Annotated in this window: 13 protein-coding genes; 7 read left to right on the forward strand and 6 right to left on the reverse strand. The window is 65.0% G+C overall.

From position 1 onward, the window contains the following. A partial coding sequence (locus AKL29_RS01425; protein ID WP_152977385.1) for an acyl-CoA dehydrogenase family protein occupies positions 1-1,722 on the forward strand: 1,722 nt, incomplete at its 5' end. 53 nt (positions 1,723-1,775) lie between these two features. Continuing rightward, the gene (locus tag AKL29_RS01430) at positions 1,776-2,864 is read left to right on the forward strand and encodes a Zn-dependent alcohol dehydrogenase (RefSeq protein WP_018269116.1); all 1,089 of its coding nucleotides are present in this window, start codon (positions 1,776-1,778) and stop codon (positions 2,862-2,864) included. 138 nt (positions 2,865-3,002) lie between these two features. Here the strand turns inward: AKL29_RS01430 and AKL29_RS01435 are convergent, their stop codons facing one another. The 4 genes from AKL29_RS01435 to AKL29_RS01450 all read right to left on the reverse strand — a co-directional run bounded on the left by AKL29_RS01435 (position 3,003) and on the right by AKL29_RS01450 (position 7,351). Beyond that, positions 3,003-3,356: a nuclear transport factor 2 family protein gene (locus AKL29_RS01435; RefSeq protein WP_028336576.1), complete on the reverse strand. Its 354-nt coding sequence runs from the start codon at positions 3,354-3,356 to the stop codon at positions 3,003-3,005. Positions 3,357-3,474: 118 nt separating this feature from the next. Continuing rightward, entirely contained in the window at positions 3,475-4,947 is a 1,473-nt protein-coding gene (locus AKL29_RS01440) for an amidase (protein ID WP_050382553.1), read from the reverse strand. A gap of 99 nt (positions 4,948-5,046) precedes the next feature. Continuing rightward, positions 5,047-6,018, reverse strand: a complete 972-nt coding sequence (mbfA, locus tag AKL29_RS01445) for an iron exporter MbfA (RefSeq protein WP_028336574.1) — start codon at positions 6,016-6,018, stop codon at positions 5,047-5,049. A gap of 178 nt (positions 6,019-6,196) precedes the next feature. Next, positions 6,197-7,351, reverse strand: a complete 1,155-nt coding sequence (locus AKL29_RS01450) for an alpha/beta fold hydrolase (RefSeq protein ID WP_028336573.1) — start codon at positions 7,349-7,351, stop codon at positions 6,197-6,199. Positions 7,352-7,455: 104 nt separating this feature from the next. Between AKL29_RS01450 and AKL29_RS01455 the strand changes: the two genes are divergently transcribed. Then, complete coding sequence (locus tag AKL29_RS01455; RefSeq protein WP_050382556.1) at positions 7,456-7,962, forward strand: hypothetical protein; 507 nt, start codon at positions 7,456-7,458, stop codon at positions 7,960-7,962. 238 nt (positions 7,963-8,200) lie between these two features. Here AKL29_RS01455 and AKL29_RS01460 read toward each other — a convergent pair whose 3' ends face one another. Together AKL29_RS01460 and AKL29_RS01465 are read right to left on the reverse strand one after the other, a co-directional pair. Beyond that, positions 8,201-9,745 carry an acyl-CoA synthetase gene (locus AKL29_RS01460; RefSeq protein ID WP_050382559.1) on the reverse strand — a complete coding sequence of 515 codons (1,545 nt, stop codon included), beginning with the start codon at positions 9,743-9,745 and terminating at the stop codon, positions 8,201-8,203. A 213-nt stretch (positions 9,746-9,958) separates the two neighbouring features. Further along, positions 9,959-11,131 (reverse strand): acetyl-CoA C-acetyltransferase, encoded by a 1,173-nt coding sequence (locus AKL29_RS01465; protein ID WP_028336570.1) that lies wholly within the window; start codon positions 11,129-11,131, stop codon positions 9,959-9,961. 174 nt (positions 11,132-11,305) lie between these two features. Between AKL29_RS01465 and AKL29_RS01470 the strand changes: the two genes are divergently transcribed. The 4 genes from AKL29_RS01470 (at position 11,306) to AKL29_RS01485 (ending at position 15,675) form a co-directional block, all read left to right on the forward strand. After that, positions 11,306-11,971, forward strand: coding sequence for a TetR family transcriptional regulator (locus AKL29_RS01470; protein WP_050382560.1), 666 nt, complete (start codon positions 11,306-11,308; stop codon positions 11,969-11,971). 46 nt (positions 11,972-12,017) lie between these two features. Continuing rightward, positions 12,018-12,776 carry an SDR family NAD(P)-dependent oxidoreductase gene (locus AKL29_RS01475; RefSeq protein WP_016847447.1) on the forward strand — a complete coding sequence of 253 codons (759 nt, stop codon included), beginning with the start codon at positions 12,018-12,020 and terminating at the stop codon, positions 12,774-12,776. Between the two features lie 182 nt (positions 12,777-12,958). Then, complete coding sequence (locus AKL29_RS01480; protein WP_050382707.1) at positions 12,959-13,765, forward strand: enoyl-CoA hydratase/isomerase family protein; 807 nt, start codon at positions 12,959-12,961, stop codon at positions 13,763-13,765. Positions 13,766-13,806: 41 nt separating this feature from the next. After that, positions 13,807-15,675 carry an AMP-binding protein gene (locus AKL29_RS01485; RefSeq protein WP_050382563.1) on the forward strand — a complete coding sequence of 623 codons (1,869 nt, stop codon included), beginning with the start codon at positions 13,807-13,809 and terminating at the stop codon, positions 15,673-15,675. The last annotated feature ends 41 nt before the right edge of the window (positions 15,676-15,716 follow it).

Here is a 15,716-nt window from a genome sequence, read left to right on the forward strand (position 1 = left end):
CCCGATACGACGGGAATGAATTTCTACCGGGCCGATCCGGCGCTGACCGACCTTCTGAAGCTGCATCTGCCCGATGCATTGTTCCGCCATATCGAGCCGCACCTCGACCGCCTCGGTGGATTGGCCGGAGGCTATCTCGACGAATGCGCGCGGCTTGCCGACCGGCATACGCCGGTGTTGCACCAGCGCGACAAGTTCGGCCGCGACGTGCAGCACATCGAATATCATCCGGCCTATCGCGAGATCGAGAAGGCCGCGTTCGGCGAGTTCGGCATTCACGCGCTGTCGCTCCGCAAGGGCATCATGGGCTGGCCCGACAAATATCCTGTCGTCGCCAAGCACGCCTTCACCTTCCTGTTCAACCAGACCGAATTCGGCATGGGCTGCCCGATCAACGTCACCGACGGTTGCGCCAAGCTGCTGGCGAATTTCGGCAGCGAGGCGTTGAAGGCAAAATATCTCGACGGCCTGACCCAGACCGACATGAGCAAGCTGACACAGGGCGGCCAGTTCATGACCGAGAAGGAGGGCGGCTCTGATGTCGGCACGCTGACCACGCGCGCCGTGCAGGAGGGCGATCACTGGCGGCTCTACGGCGAGAAATGGTTCTGCTCGAACGCCGATGCCAAGGTGGTGATGCTGCTGGCGCGGCCGGAAGGCGCGGGGCCAGGCACCCGCGGCGTCGGCCTGTTCCTGATGCCGCGTTTCCTCGACGACGGCTCGCAGAACCATTACCGGATCGTGCGGCTGAAGGACAAGCTCGGCACCCGCTCGATGGCTTCGGGCGAGATCAAGTTCGATGGCGCGATCGCCTACGCCGTCGGCAAGCTCGACCGCGGCTTCGTGCAGATGGCCGAGATGGTGAACTCGTCGCGGCTCTCCAACGGCGTGAAGTCGACTGCGTTGATGCGCCGCGCCTGGCACGATGCAATGACAGTGGCGCGCGGCCGCGTGGTGTTCGGCCAGCGCATCATCGACCTGCCGCTGGCGCGGCGGCAGCTGATGAAGATCATGCTGCCGACCGAGCAGGCGCTGTCGATGAGCTTTCTGACCGCCGACGCGCTCGACCGCGCCGAGGCTGGCAGTCAAGACGCCGCGGCGCTGCTTCGCATCCTGACGCCGACCTTGAAATTCCGCGCCACCCGCGACGCCCGAAAAGTCTGCGGCGATGCGATGGAGATGCGGGGCGGCATCGGCTACATCGAGGAATTCGTCACGCCGCGGCTGCTGCGCGATGCGCATCTCGGCTCGATCTGGGAGGGCACCGGCAACATCGTCGCGATCGATGCGCTGAAGCGCGCGGTCGGTCGCCATGGCGCCGACAATGCGCTCGCCGCCGATCTGCATGCGCGGCTCGATGACAGCCCGAATGTTCCGCAAGCCTGGTGCAACCAGCTGCGCGACCTCAGCGACCGCGCGGTCGCGTTTGCGCGCGAGGTGGCGAGCCGCGTCGACAATGAGGGCGACGCGCGGCGCGCCACCAGCCTGCTCTATCATGTCGCAAGCGCGGTCGCGCTGGCGTGGGAGGGCGGGCGCATCCATGAGATGCGCGGCGATGCGCGCCGGCTGTTGCTGTCGCGAATGGTGGTCGATCACCGCGTGCTGCCGGGCGATCCGTTCCGGCTAACGGAAAATACCGTTCAGCGCAGGATGACCGGGCACCTGCTCGGCGATCGCGCGGTCGGCATGGCCGAGGTTGGCGAATTGCTTGACGCAGCGTAGGCTGCTGCGCGAGCGAACTTTTCAAACAATCAAAAACGTCAAGGGAGACCCCGATGAAGGCCGCCGTCCTGCATGAAGTCAATCAGCCGCTGGTGATCGAGGATGTCAGCGTGCCCAATCCGGGGCCGCGCGAGGTCCTGATCCGCACCGCGGTCGCGGGCCTCTGCCATTCCGATCTGCACTTCATGGAAGGCCTCTATCCGCACCCGCTGCCGGCGGTGCTCGGCCATGAATCGGCGGGCGTGGTTGAGAAGGTCGGCTCCGACGTCAATTACGTGAAGCCCGGCGATCACGTCGTCACCTGCCTCTCGGTGTTCTGCGGCACCTGCGACAATTGCACCACCGGCCGCACCGTGCTGTGCACCGACACCACGGTGAAGATGCTGCCCGGCGCCTCCAACCGCCTGTCATGGGGCAGGAAGGAGAAGCTCAACCAGTTCCTCAATCTGTCGTCGTTCGCCGAGCAGATGCTGGTGCACGAGAACGCCATCGTGAAGATCAAGAAAGAGATGCCGCTCGATCTCGCCGCGCTGATCGGCTGCGGCGTCATCACCGGTTATGGCGCCGTGGTGAACACCGCGAAGGTCACCGCCGGCGAGACGGTGGCTGTGATCGGCTGCGGCGGCGTCGGCATGGCGGCGATCAACGGCGCGCAGATCGCCGGCGCCGGCCGCATCATCGCGATCGATACAAATCCGGCCAAGCTGCAGCTTGCGACCAAGCTCGGCGCCACCGATATCGTCGATCCGGCCCGCGGCGACGTGGTCCAGCAGGTGCGCGAGCTCACCGGCGGCGGCGTGCAGCACTCCTTCGAGGTGCTCGGCCGCAAGGATACCGCCGAGCAGGCCTTTGCCATGCTGGCGGCGGGCGGCACCGCGACCATCGTCGGCATGATCCCGTTCGGCCAGAAGATCGAGCTGCACGGCTTCGACTTCCTGCGCGAGCGCCGCATCCAGGGCTCGTCGATGGGCTCCAACCACTTCCGCGTCGACATGCCGCGCCTCGTCGACTTCTACATGCGCGGCAAGCTGCATCTGGAAGACTGGATCTCGGCCAAGCTGAAGCTCTCCGAGATCAACGAGGGCTTTGCCAACATGAAAGCCGGCAAGACGCTGCGCAGCGTGATCATGTTCGACAGCTGAGCGTGTGTCGTTCCGGCGTGGGCCGGGACCCATACGCCGCGGCCTTGCTTTGGGCACGTGGGTGGACGACTTTCTTTACTCACCACAAGCTGCGGTGGTTATGGGTCCCGGCCTGCGCCGGGACGACACCTGAATCGCTCACCGCGCCACATGCGCGGACACCGCGAGCCATTTTCCGTTCTGCCGCGCCCAACAATCGGTATAGCGGCCGTGCGCCGGCTCGCCGTCCGCGTTGGTGTAGCTGGTCTGGGCGTGGATGATGGCGAAATCGCCGAGGATGCGGATTTTGACGTCTTCGGCCTTCAGCCCCTTGATCTTCACCGGGATCGCCGTCTGCTTCAGGAAGGCCGCGCGGTCGACCAGGCTCTTGTCGGGATTGGTGCAGTAGAAGTCCTGCGCCAGGATCTCATCGAAGCGCTTGACGTCGCAGTTCTGAACTGAATCGACGTAATCCTTGTTGAGCTTCGTCAGCTCCTCGAGGTCATTGCTCATTGGCTTTCTCCCGGTTTCCCCTCGTCACTGCGAGGAGCGAAGCGACGACGCAATCCACGCCTCCGCGCAGACGGATATATGGATTGCTTCGCTTCGCTCGCAATGATGATGGCAAGTATCAATCATCGAACATCTTCGGCGGCACGAAGCCGCCGAATTCGCGCTCGATCAGCTCGGCGAGCTTGAGCGGCGTGCGGTCCTCCAGCCAGGGACCGACGATCTGCACGCCGACCGGCAATCCGTCGGGCGCAAAGCCGGTCGGGATCGCAGTCGAAGGCAGGCCGGGCAGGGTCGCGATGCCTGGCCAGGCGAGCTGGTCGGTGTAGATGTGCGGCACACCGTCGATCAAAATCCGCCTCTGCTCCTGGTCGGGCGCATGATCGTGCGGATAGGCCGGCGTTGGCATGATCGGGCAGATCACCGCGTCGAACGAGTTGAACAGCTCGCGCCATTGCGCGCGCAACCGCGAGCGGGCGACCGTCGCCTGCACCCAGTCGCGGTGGCTGAGCGCGATGCCGCGCAGCCGCTCGGCCTGCAGGCTGGTGTCGCCGGCGGGCAGCGCGGCCGCCGCCGCGCAGGCGCCGGCATAGACCTCCGGCGGGAAGGTCGCGGCGAGGAACGACAGCAGCATCCGCATATAGAGCCGCGAGGACGCCGCGAAATCCGGTAGCAGCGGGCTCGAACGCGATATCTTCGCGCCGGCCTTGTCGAGATGGCTCGCGAGCTTGTCGATCCTGCCGCGCACCGCCTTGTCGGTCGGCAACACCGGATCGGTGTCGATGACGAGGATGCGGAAATCCTTCAGGCCGGCGTGGCGCGCCGCCGGCAGGTCGAGGCGATAGGCCTTGCCGGCATCGAGCGGATCGGGTGCAGCCATCACGTCGAGCAGCAGCGACAGGTCGGCCGCGCCGCGCGCCATCGGGCCGGTCACCGCAAGGTCGCGCTCATAGATGATGGGCGGCGCCGGCGGCGCGGTGTGGCCGCGCGACGGCAGCAGCGCGAAGGTCGGCTTGTGCGCATAGATGCCGCAATGAAACGCCGGGACGCGCAGCGAGCCGCCGATGTCTGAGCCGAGCGACAGCGCGCCATAGCCGGCGGCGAGCGCCGCCGACGATCCGCCGGAGGAGCCGCCCGGCGTGCGGCCGAGGTCGTAGGGGTTGTTGGTGGTGCCGTAGATCTCGTTGTAGCTCTGCCAGTCGGCGAGCCCGACCGGCACGTTGGTCTTGCCGAGGATGACGCCGCCGGCGTCCTTCACCCGCTGAATCGACAGCGCGTCCTCGGTCGGGACGAAGTCCTTTTGCGGCGGGAAGCCCCAGGTCGTCGGCAATCCCGCGACGTTGAAGGATTCCTTCACCGTCATGGGGATGCCGAGCAGCGGCCTGTGCTCGCCGCGCGCGATCGCGGCATCCGCGGCGCGGGCGGCGGCGAGGCCGCGCTCGAAATCGCGCACACAGACCGCGTTGACCTTGCCGTCGTGGCGCTCGATGCGGCCGATCGCGTCCTGTGCGAGCTCGACCGCCGAGACCTGCTTGTTGCGCAGCGCCTTCGACAGGTCGACGGCGGTCTTGAAGCTGTATTGCGATTTGGCCACGGCGTGCTCCCGGTTTGTTGTTGGCGCGATGATGGGCAGTTTGGTTGCCGCCCGCAAGCGCTGTAGCCGTGACGTTGTCGCCGTGTTTGATCGGAATTGCTACGCCGCGCCGATCAGTATGCCGACCGCGAGCACGATCGCGCCGCCGAGCACGATCTGGAACGCCGCCTGCAGGAACGGCGTGTCCATGTAGCGCGCGCGGATGAAGGCGATCGCCCACAATTCGAAGAACACCACGATGCCGGCGATCGCGGTCGCGATCCAGAATGCGTTCGGCCAGGCGTCGGGTACCAGATAGGGAATGGTGTGGCCGAGCCCGCCGAGCGTCGTCATCAATCCGCAGGTCAGGCCGCGCAGCCAGGGCGAGCCGCGGCCGGTCAGCGAGCCGTCGTCGGACAGCGCCTCGGCGAAGCCCATGCTGATGCCGGCGCCGATCGAGGCGGCAAGCCCGACCAGGAAGGTCTGCCAGTTGTGATGCGTGGCGAAGGCGGCGGCGAACAGCGGCGCCAGGGTCGAGACCGAGCCGTCCATCAATCCGGCGAGACCCGGCTGCACATATTGCAGCACGAACATCCGCCGCCGCGTGCGGTCTTCCTCGGCGCGCACGTCCGGCTTGAGGATCTCGCCGGTCAGCTTCACCGCGAGCTTCTCGTGGCCCTTCTCCTCCTCGGCGAGATCGCCGAGCAGCCGTCGCACGCCGACATCCTCGGCCTTCTCGGCGGCTTTGGCATAGAAGCGCTCGGCCTCCAGCTCCATGGTCTCGACTTCCTTGCGGATGGTGTCGAGCGGCAGGTTCTTGGTGAGCCAGATCGGGCGGCGGCGCAGGAAGCCTTTGACGTCCTCGCGCCGGATCGGCGGCAGATGCGCCCCGAAGCGCTGCTCGTAGGTTTCCAGCAGCCGGTGGCGATGGCCACGCTCCTCCTCGGCCATCTCCTCGAAAATCTTGGCGGTGTCGGGATAGCGCCCGGCGAGATCCTCCGCGAACGTCATGTAGATGCGGCTGTCCTCCTCCTCGGAGGCGATCGCGACCGCCAGCACCTCGCGCTCGGTCAGATCGGCAAAGTTCTTCACGGCAACGCCTTGTTCACGGAGTTTAGAATTAGAATAGTTCTAAACTATAGGGTTGCGGTGGCACCCGGTCAAATCCGGATCGGCCCGGATTCGCTGCTGCAGCACCGGCAAGCCGCGCGGATTGGGCGAGGAACACGCGTGAGATCAACGGGATGCGACGCGACGGCCGAATGGGCGTCTAGCGCTGCGCGCCGACCTCTCGCAGGAATGTGAGCAACAGGCGGCTCACCTCATCCGGCTGTTCCTGCTGCACCCAATGGCCGGCGCCGTCGACCAGATGGCAGCCGATCATGTTGATGCAGGCCTTGCGCTGCATCGCCTCGAACACGCCGGGCCGTTGATAGGTACCCCAATCCTGCTTGCCGGAAACGAAGGCGGACGGCTGGTCGATCGTGCGGTCGCTCCAGGTCTGTAGTTCCGGGACGAACGCCCCCGAGGTGCCGCAGCGATACCATTGCAGCCCGCCCTGGAATCCGGTCCGCTGATATTCGGCGCTGTAATAAGCGAGCTCGCTATCCGGCAGCCATGTGTTGGCGGCGATCGCCTCGCGTGACGGCATCTCCTCGGCGACGGTGGCGGCCATGTCCTTGGCGAGATCCATCACGTAATAGGTCGGCAGTTTTGCCAATTCGCCCGCCGACCAGGATTGCAGCGGATAAGGCTTGTTGTCTTTCCAGTCCGCGCTTTTGTGGTGGTAATAGGCGCGCAGGAAATCGTGCACGCCCTGCGGCGCGTGATGCATGTCGTCATTGGCCGGGCGCGTCGAATAGTACCATTGGTAATGCTTGCGCGGCTGCGGCAGCGCGGCGAGGTCGCGATGCACGGGGTCTTCGCTCGCGGGCTTTGCCGGCGCGCTCGCGGTGTTGAACGGCAGCGACGGCGGCCCCGAAAACGGCGCGCTCATCATCACGACCGCGCGGAACACGTCGGGCCGGATCAGCGCGCACCACGCCGCGACCGACGAGCCGAAATCGTGCCCGATCACGGCATCGACGTGCTTGTAGCCGAACGCTGCGACCAGCCCGAGCGCATCGCGCACCAGATTGGGCAGGCGGAATGACGCGAGATCGCCGTCATACTCCGCACTCCAGCCGGTGGTGCGGCCATAGCCCCGCTGGTCTGGCGCGATCACATGATAGCCGGCAGCGGCGAGCTTCGGCATCACCTTGCGCCAGGAAAATGCCAGCTCCGGAAAGCCGTGCAGCAGCAACAGACAGGGCCGGCCGGATGTTTCAAAGCCCGCTTCCAGCACATGCATGCGCAGGCCGTTGATCCCGTCGACATAACGCGAGCGGATGGTGGAGGGCAGCGGGACGTCGGGGAGCGTTTCCATCGTGCAGATCACCTGTTGGGCATCGCCGCAGAACCAGCGCATTTGGCTGTATGCTGGCGGCCATTGATTGACGATAGCAATTTTGCCCAGGGGATGCATACCGCATGCGCCACGCGAGGATTGCAGAGCTGCCCGGCTGGATGTCGCGTCTCGGCGTGATGATCGTGGCGGCAAGTCTGGTGCTGATGTCGGCGGTGCGTGCCGCCGACATCAAGCAGCTCACCGAGAAACTGCCGCGCGCCTATGTCGGCGAATTCCTGTGGGACGGCGACAACGCGGTGCAGAACGTCGTCATTACCTTCGACAAAGTGCAGGCCCTGAACGAGCAGAACGCGGAAGCGCGCGGCTGCGGTTCATATGAGGTCGGCCGCCACGTGACCAAGATCGGCGTGCAGATGTTCATCCGGCTGTCCGATCTCGAGGTCGAGATCTTCGAACGCTCGCCCGATGGCAACGGAGCGTTCGAAACCGACGGCAGCCATCGCGGCAAGCTGTCGGAAGATCTTCAGCAGATCGATGCGCAATGGACCACCACGGCATCAGGCAAGCACGGCCAGCTGCATCTGCGTGCCGTGGCATCGGTCGCGTGCGCACCGGCGGAGGATTTGTAGTGCTGCATAACGGCAGAATTGGAGACGGGGAAGCGTCGTCCGTCCTTCACCCTCCCCTGGAGGGGGAGGGTCGGCTCACGGCGAGCGCAGCGAGATGTGAGGCGGGGTGGGGTGATCTCTCAACACGGGCAGAGGCCGAGCCGACAGGCTGTCACCCCACCTCGGTTCGCATTTCATGCGAACCGATCCTCCCCCTCCAGGGGAGGATAAGAGGCACCTCCGGTGGAAGGTCGAAGATTCACGCCTTTGCTGCTGCCTTCGGCCAATAGCGGTCGCGCAGATGGCGCTTCACCAGCTTCCCGGTCGGCGTGCGCGGCAGCTCTTGTTCGAAGTCGATGCTCTTGGGGCATTTGATCGGCGACAGATGCTGCCGGCAGAAGGCGATCAGCTCGGCCTCGAGCTCCTTGCCGGCCCTGGCGATGTCGTGCGGCTGCACCACGGCCTTGACCTCTTCGCCCATCTCCTCGTTCGGCACGCCGAACACCGCGACGTCGGACACCGCGGGATGCGTGATCAGCACGTCCTCGGTCTCCTGCGGGTAGATGTTCACGCCGCCGGAGATGATCATGTAGCTCTTGCGGTCGGTGAGATAGAGGAAGCCCTCTTCGTCGAGGTAGCCGACATCGCCGAGCGTCGACCAGCCCTTGGCGTTGTAGGCCTTCTTCGTCTTCTCCGGATCGTTGTGGTAGCTGAACGCCGGCGCGTCGGCGAAATAGACCTGGCCGATCTGGCCGGTCGGCGCCTCCTCGTCGTTCTCGTCGAGGATCTTGACCTTGCCGACCACCGCGCGGCCGACCGTGCCGCGATGGGTCAGCCATTGCTGCGAGGTCGAGACGGTGACGCCGTTGCCTTCGGAGCCGGCGTAGTACTCGATCAGGATCGGTCCCCACCATTCGATCATCTTCGCCTTGACGTCGACCGGGCAGGGCGCCGCGGCGTGGATCGCGCCCTTCAGCGACGAGACCTTATAGCGGCTCCGCACCTCGTCGGGCAGCTTCAGCATGCGCACGAACATGGTCGGCACCAGCTGCGACTGCGTCACCTTGTGCTTCTCGACCTGCTTCAGAAATTCCTCGGCGTCGAAATGCTCCATGATGACGGAGGTGCCCCCGAGCACGGTCGCCATCATGTTGAAGCGCAAGGGAGCCGCGTGATAGAGCGGCGCCGGCGACAGATAGATGCTGTCGGCGTTCATGCCGCACATGTCTGCGGTGAGGATCCGCAGGAACGGGTTCGGCACGTCGATCCGGTTGCCTTCGAACTCCTTCTTGATGCCCTTGGGCCGGCCGGTGGTGCCGGAGGAATACAGCATGTCATAGCCGGCGACCTCGTCGGCGACCGGCGTGGTGGGCTGCGCGGCGGCTTCCCTGTCATAGGAGCGGAAGCCGGGGGCGGGCTCGTCCATCATGTAGAACAGCGGTTCGCCGGGCTCGCCCTTGATCAGGCCCTTCACCTTGTCGGCGCATTGCGGCGTGGTGATGAACACCTTCGCGCCGCAGTCCTTGATGATGTAGGCGATCTCCTCTTCCGTCAGATAGCGGCTGATCGCCGTGTAATAGAGACCTGAGCGCTGCGCGGCCCAGCAGATCTCCATGAAGGCGAGCCGGTTTTCCATCAACAGCGCGATGTGGTCGCCCGCCTTCAGGCCGAGCGAGCGGAACAGATGCGCGCCCTGGTTCGAAAGCTCGTCGAGCTCGCGATAGGTGATGGCCTTGCCGCTGCCCGCCATCTGGTAGGCGATCTTGTTCGGATGGGTGCGCGCGTGGATGGACGGATGGGTCACAGACGTTTCCTCGGGTGTTGCCTCAGGCGATGCGTCGTCCCGGCGAAAGCCGGGACCCATAACCACCGCTTTGTGTTGTTGGAATGAGTTGGGGCCGCAGCCCGGCATAACCACAAGCACCTGTGGTTATGGGTCCCGGCTCAAGGCCGGGACGACACCTTTTGTATGGAGGTTCTTGCGGCCTCTCACCGCTTCCTAGGAGTCAGGCGCTTCTTACAGCCGCTCGACAATCGTCACATTCGCCATGCCGCCGCCTTCGCACATGGTCTGCAGGCCGTAGCGCTTGTTGCGCTGCTTGAGGGCATGCAGCAACGTCGTCATCAGCTTGGTGCCGCTGCCGCCGAGCGGATGGCCGAGCGCGATCGCGCCGCCATTGACGTTGAGCCGGGCCGGATCGGCGCCGGTGGTCTTCAGCCACGCGGTCGGCACCGAGGCGAAGGCCTCGTTGACCTCGAACAGGTCGATGTCGTCGATCTTCATGCCGGCCTTCTGCAGCGCGCGCTGGGTTGCCGGCAGCGGCGCTTCCAGCATGATCACGGGGTCGCCGCCCATCATGGTGAGGTGATGGATGCGCGCCATCGGCTTGACGCCGAGCGCCTTCAGGCCCTTCTCGTTGACGACCATGACGCCGGAGGCGCCGTCGCAAATCTGGCTGGCGCTCGCCGCGGTGAGCTTGCCGTTCTCGGCGATCAGCTTGACGCCCTTGATGCCTTCGAGGCTGGCGTCGAAACGGATGCCTTCGTCGATGTGATGGGTGTCGGTCGAGCCGTCAGCGCGGGTGATCTTGACCGGCACGATCTCGTCCTTGAAGTGGCCGGCTTGCGTCGCCGCGATCGCTCGCTGATGGCTGTTATAGGAGTATTCGTCGAGCTCATCCTTCGACAGACCGTACTTCTCGGCCATCATCTCCGCGCCGGTGAACTGGCTGAACACGATGTTGGGATACTTCGCCTCGATGCCCGGGCTCTTGTAGTGGCCGAAGCCGTTCTTGGCGGGTAGCGAGGAGGCAAGGCCCATCGGCACGCGGGTCATCGATTCCACGCCGGCGGCGATCACGCAGTCCATCGTGCCGCTCATCACCGCCTGCGCTGCGAAGTGCAGCGCCTGCTGCGAGGAGCCGCATTGGCGGTCGATCGAGGTGGCCGGCACGCTCTCCGGCAGCTTCGAGGCCATCACCGCATTGCGCGCGATGTTGGTGGACTGCTCGCCGGTCTGCATCACGCAGCCCATGATCACGTCCTCGACCTGCGCGGGGTCGGCGCCTGATCGTTCGACCAGCGCATCGAGCACGGTCGCAGCCAGATCGGCCGGATGCCAGCCGGCGAGACGCCCTCCCTTGCGGCCGCCCGCGGTGCGAGCGGCGGCGACGATATATGCCTCGGCCATGTCTGATCTCCCTGATGTTTCCGGATTGGGCGGTCTGAAAGTTGGGCCGGATTTAAGGGGTGGCTCAGCATTTAGTCAATCAATCAATTAACTCTTGAGTGCGGCCCCGCCATGGGCTTATGTGCGGCCTCGATTTACCGTCGAACCCTGACCTGAAGCGGGACCAGAGCGCAGTTGAATACCAGCGTACCGACGAGACTTCCGGCCGGCAAAAATGCCACCGCCGACAAGCTATTGGTTGCGGCCAGCGAGCTGATGATCGAGCGCGCCTCGATCGAGGTCTCGTTGTCCGACATCGCGCAGAAGTCGGGCGTCAACGCCGCGCTGGTGAAATATCATTTCGGCAACAAGGACGGGCTGTTGCTGGCGCTGCTGGCGCGCGACGCCGCCACCGAGATGTCGCAGCTCGAATATCTCATCAGCCAGCCGATCACGCCGTCCGCGAAACTGCGCCTGCATATCGGCGGCATCATCCGCGCCTATCACCAGTTCCCCTATATGAACCGGCTGATTCATTACCTCCTGCACGAGAGCTCGCCGGCCGCCGCGAACGAGGTGTCGAAATTCTTCGTCGCGCCGCTCCTGGACTTTCACCGCCGGCTGCTCGCCGAAGGCATCAAGGCCGGCGAATTCCGCAAGATCGATCCGGTGCTGTTCTACACCAGCCTGATCGGCGCCTGCGATCATCTGTTTTTCGGCCGCCACGCGATGTCGCGCGCGGTCGGTGTCGGTCCGGTCACCGATGAGGTCTGCCGCGATTACATCAAGCATATGGAAGCCTTGATCTTCGGCGGCGTGCTCAATCCCGATAAGGAAACGGCAGCAGTCGCCGCCGGATAACAAGTTCGAAGTCTAGAGAAGAAACGCCCAAGGAAAGGTTGTATCCATGCAGTTGAAAGACGTTGCCGTTCTCATCACCGGCGGTGGCTCCGGCCTTGGTGCCGCAACCGCGCGCGCCATGGCCGCCAAGGGCGCCAAGATCGGCGTGATCGACCAGAACAAGGAAAATGCCGAGAAGGTCGCCGCCGAGGTGAAGGGCGTTGCGCTGCATGCCGACGTCACCGACGAGGACGCGATCAAGGCGGCGATTGCCAAGGCTGAGGCCGCGCACGGCATCGCGCGCGTTCTGATGAACTGCGCCGGCATCGGCGGTTCGCAGCGCATCGTCGGCAAGGACGGCGTCTATCCGCTGGCCAAGTTCGTCCGCATCATCAACGTCAATTTGATCGGCACCTTCAACGTGCTGCGCCTGTTCGCCGAGCGGCTGGCGACCGAAGCCCCGATCGGCGAGGAGCGCGGCGTCGCGATCAACACCGCGTCGGTCGCGGCCTATGAAGGCCAGATCGGCCAGATCGCCTATTCGGCCTCGAAGGGCGGCGTCGTCGGCCTCACGCTGCCGGCCGCGCGCGACCTCGCCAGCCTGAAGATCCGCGTCAACACCATCGCGCCGGGCCTGTTCCTGACGCCGCTGTTGATGGGTCTGAACGAGGAGGCGCGCAAGAGCCTCGGCGCCCAGGTGCCGCATCCGGCCCGCCTCGGCGACGCCTCGGAATACGGCAACCTCGCCGTCCACATCGTCGAAAACCCGATGCTCAACGGCGAAACCATCCGCCTCGACGGCGCCATCCGCATGGCGCCGCGCTAAGCCACAAGCTCGACTGTCGTCCCGGCCTTGCGCGCAATTGCGCGCTGGAGCAGGGACCCATACTCCGCGGCGTCTGTAACAGGCAAACCTGGCAGACGCCGCGCAAGACAACAACAGCCTGTGGTTATGGATCCCGGCTCGCGCTTCGCTTGGCCGGGACGACGGTCGGGAGGACCATGCGCGTGTCTCAGCCGCTGCTGATCGAACATCACGAAGGGGTCGATTGGGTCACGCTCAATCGCCCCGAGAGCCTCAACGCACTCGATCCTCCGCTGATCGACGCGCTCAACCTCTATTTCCAGGGCCTGCAGCGCAATCGCGACACCCGCGTCGTGGTGCTGAAGGGCGCCGGTGCGAATTTCTGCGCCGGGCTCGACCTCAAGCACGCGATGGCGCGCCGTGGCGGGCAGGCCGAGCCGCCCGGCGTGACGGAGTCGCTGGACTCGCAGCGCCGCATAGCCGACATCGTGATGCTGATGCGGCGTGCTCCGCAGCCGATCATCGCGCTGGTGCAGGGCGCCGCCGCCGGCGGCGGCTTCGCGCTGGCGCTTGCGGCTGACATCCGCATCGCGGCGAAGAACGCACGGATGAACTGCGCCTTCATCAAGCTTGGTCTCGGCGGCTGCGATATCGGCACCAGCTATTTCCTGCCGCGCCTCGTCGGCGTGTCGGTTGCTTCCGAATTGATCCTCACCGGGCGCTTCATCCAGGCCGACCGCGCGCTTGCGGTCGGCCTGGTGTCCGAGGTGGTCGAGGTCGCCGATCTTGATGCTGCGGCCAATCCTTATGTCGAGGCCATGATGACGGCCTCGCCGGTCGGTCTCCGCCTCTCGAAGGAATGCATCAACATGAGCGTCGATGCCGGCTCGATCGAGGCCGTGATTGCGATGGAGGATCGCAATCAGGTGCTGTGCAGCCGCTCGGAGGATTTCCAGGAGGGCATCAGGGCCTTTCTCGAGAAACGAAAGCCTGTCTATATCAGGCGCTGAGAACAGATCCTTTTAAGGACAGAAATTCCGGGAGACGCAAAATGGATGGAGACGCGGCGATGCTGACGAAACCTGCCTTTCGCAAGGTGGATTGGCTCGCACGTGACATCGCGGTCGAGCAGCGCGACGACGGCACCGTCGTCCTGAAGTCGCGGATTCCGCTCCAGACCTACGAGACGCATATTCCGGCCTATCTCGCCAAATGGGCGGCGCAGGCGCCGGAGCGGATCTGGCTTGCGCAACGCGGTGGTCCCGACCGGCAATGGCGCAAGGTCTCTTATGGCGAAGCCAAGCGCACCGTCGATGCGCTGACGCAAGGCCTGCTCGATCTCGGCGTTGGCGACGGCCGGCCCGTCGCGATCCTCTCGGGCAATTCGATCGAGCACGCGCTGATGACGCAGGCCGCGATGCAGGCGCGGCTGCCGGCCGCGCCGGTGTCGCCGGCCTATTCGCTGATGAGCCAGGATCATCTCAAGCTCAAATACCTGTTCAACCTGATCAAGCCGGCCGTCGTGATGGTGCAGGACGGCCCGACCTTCGGGAAAGCGCTCAAAGCGCTCGATCTCACCGGCATCACGGTCGTCCACGTTCTGCGTCCCTGCGAGGGGATCAAGAGCACGGCCTTTGCCGATCTCGCGGCAACGCCGGTGACGGCCGCGGTCGGCGCCTCCATTGCGAAGATCACGCCCAAGACCGTCGGCAAGCTGCTGTTCACCTCAGGTTCGACCGGGATGCCCAAGGCCGTCATCAACACCCAGGAGATGATGTGCGCCAACGCGGCGATGATGATGCAGGTGCGCCCGCGTGAAACGGAGGGACCGATCCCGACCGTGCTCGACTGGATGCCGTGGAATCACACCATGGGCGGCAACGCCGCGTTCAATCCGGTGCTGGTCGACGGCGGCACGCTCTATATCGACGACGGCCGGCCGATGCCGGGCCAGCTCGAGGAGACCATCAGGAACCTGCGCGAGGTGTCGCCGACCTATTACGCCAACGTGCCGGCCGGCTATGCCGCGCTCGCGGCCGCAATGGAGAAGGACGAGGCGCTGTACGCGAGCTTCTTCAAGAACCTCTCGATCATGGCCTATGGCGGCGCCCGGCTGCCCGACGATCTCTATGACCGCATGCAGGCGCTGGCGGTGAAGACCACCGGCGAGCGGATCGTGTTCTACACCGGCTGGGGCTCGACCGAGACCGCGCCGACCTCGACCGGCACCTATTGGGACACCGAGCGCGTCGGCCTGATCGGCCTGCCGTTCCCCGGCGTCGAGCTGAAGATGGTGCCGTGCGGCTCGAAATACGAATTGCGGCTGCGCGGCGTCAACGTCACGCCCGGCTATTTCGGCCAGCCGGACCTCACGGCGAAGATGTTCGACGAGGAGGGCTTCTACTGCATCGGCGATGCCGGCGTGTTCGTGAACCCCGAAGACCCGCTGCAGGGCATCATCTTTGCTGGCCGCGTGGTCGAGGATTTCAAGCTGACCACCGGCACCTTCGTTCATGTCGGCTCGCTGCGCACCGATGCCATCGCCGCCGCGACGCCGGTCGTACATGACGCGCTGGTCGCGGGGCAGGACCGTGAGTTCATCGGCCTGTTGTGCTGGCCGAACCTGCATGCCTGCCGCCAGCTCGTCGGCAATGCCGACGCAAGCTATGAGGACGTGATCCGGCATCCCGACGTGGTCGCCTGCCTCAGAAAGGGCTTGCAGGCGCACAACGCCTCCACCACCGGCAGCAGCATGCGCATCGCGCGTGCGATGCTGATGGTCGAGCCGCCGTCGATCGACGGCAACGAGCTTACCGACAAGGGCTACATCAACCAGCGCGCCGGCCTCGAACGCCGCGCCGCACTGGTGGAGAAGCTGTATGCCGGCAAGCCCGGCGACGACGTGATCATCTTGAACTGATCATACGAAAGCAAACACGTCATTCCGGGGCACGCGAAGCG

The sequence above is a fragment of the Bradyrhizobium pachyrhizi genome, from assembly GCF_001189245.1.
Lineage (GTDB): Bacteria > Pseudomonadota > Alphaproteobacteria > Rhizobiales > Xanthobacteraceae > Bradyrhizobium > Bradyrhizobium pachyrhizi.

Bases quoted from the DNA above. Each gene is read 5' to 3' on its own strand.
- AKL29_RS01485 (WP_050382563.1), top strand. From the start codon at position 13,807: ATGGATGGAGACGCGGCGATGCTGACGAAACCTGCCTTTCGCAAGGTG.
- AKL29_RS01475 (WP_016847447.1), top strand. From the start codon at position 12,018: ATGCAGTTGAAAGACGTTGCCGTTCTCATCACCGGCGGTGGCTCCGGC.
- AKL29_RS01455 (WP_050382556.1), top strand. From the start codon at position 7,456: ATGCGCCACGCGAGGATTGCAGAGCTGCCCGGCTGGATGTCGCGTCTC.
- AKL29_RS01435 (WP_028336576.1), bottom strand. From the start codon at position 3,356: ATGAGCAATGACCTCGAGGAGCTGACGAAGCTCAACAAGGATTACGTC.
- AKL29_RS01450 (WP_028336573.1), bottom strand. From the start codon at position 7,351: ATGGAAACGCTCCCCGACGTCCCGCTGCCCTCCACCATCCGCTCGCGT.
- AKL29_RS01465 (WP_028336570.1), bottom strand. From the start codon at position 11,131: ATGGCCGAGGCATATATCGTCGCCGCCGCTCGCACCGCGGGCGGCCGC.
- AKL29_RS01430 (WP_018269116.1), top strand. From the start codon at position 1,776: ATGAAGGCCGCCGTCCTGCATGAAGTCAATCAGCCGCTGGTGATCGAG.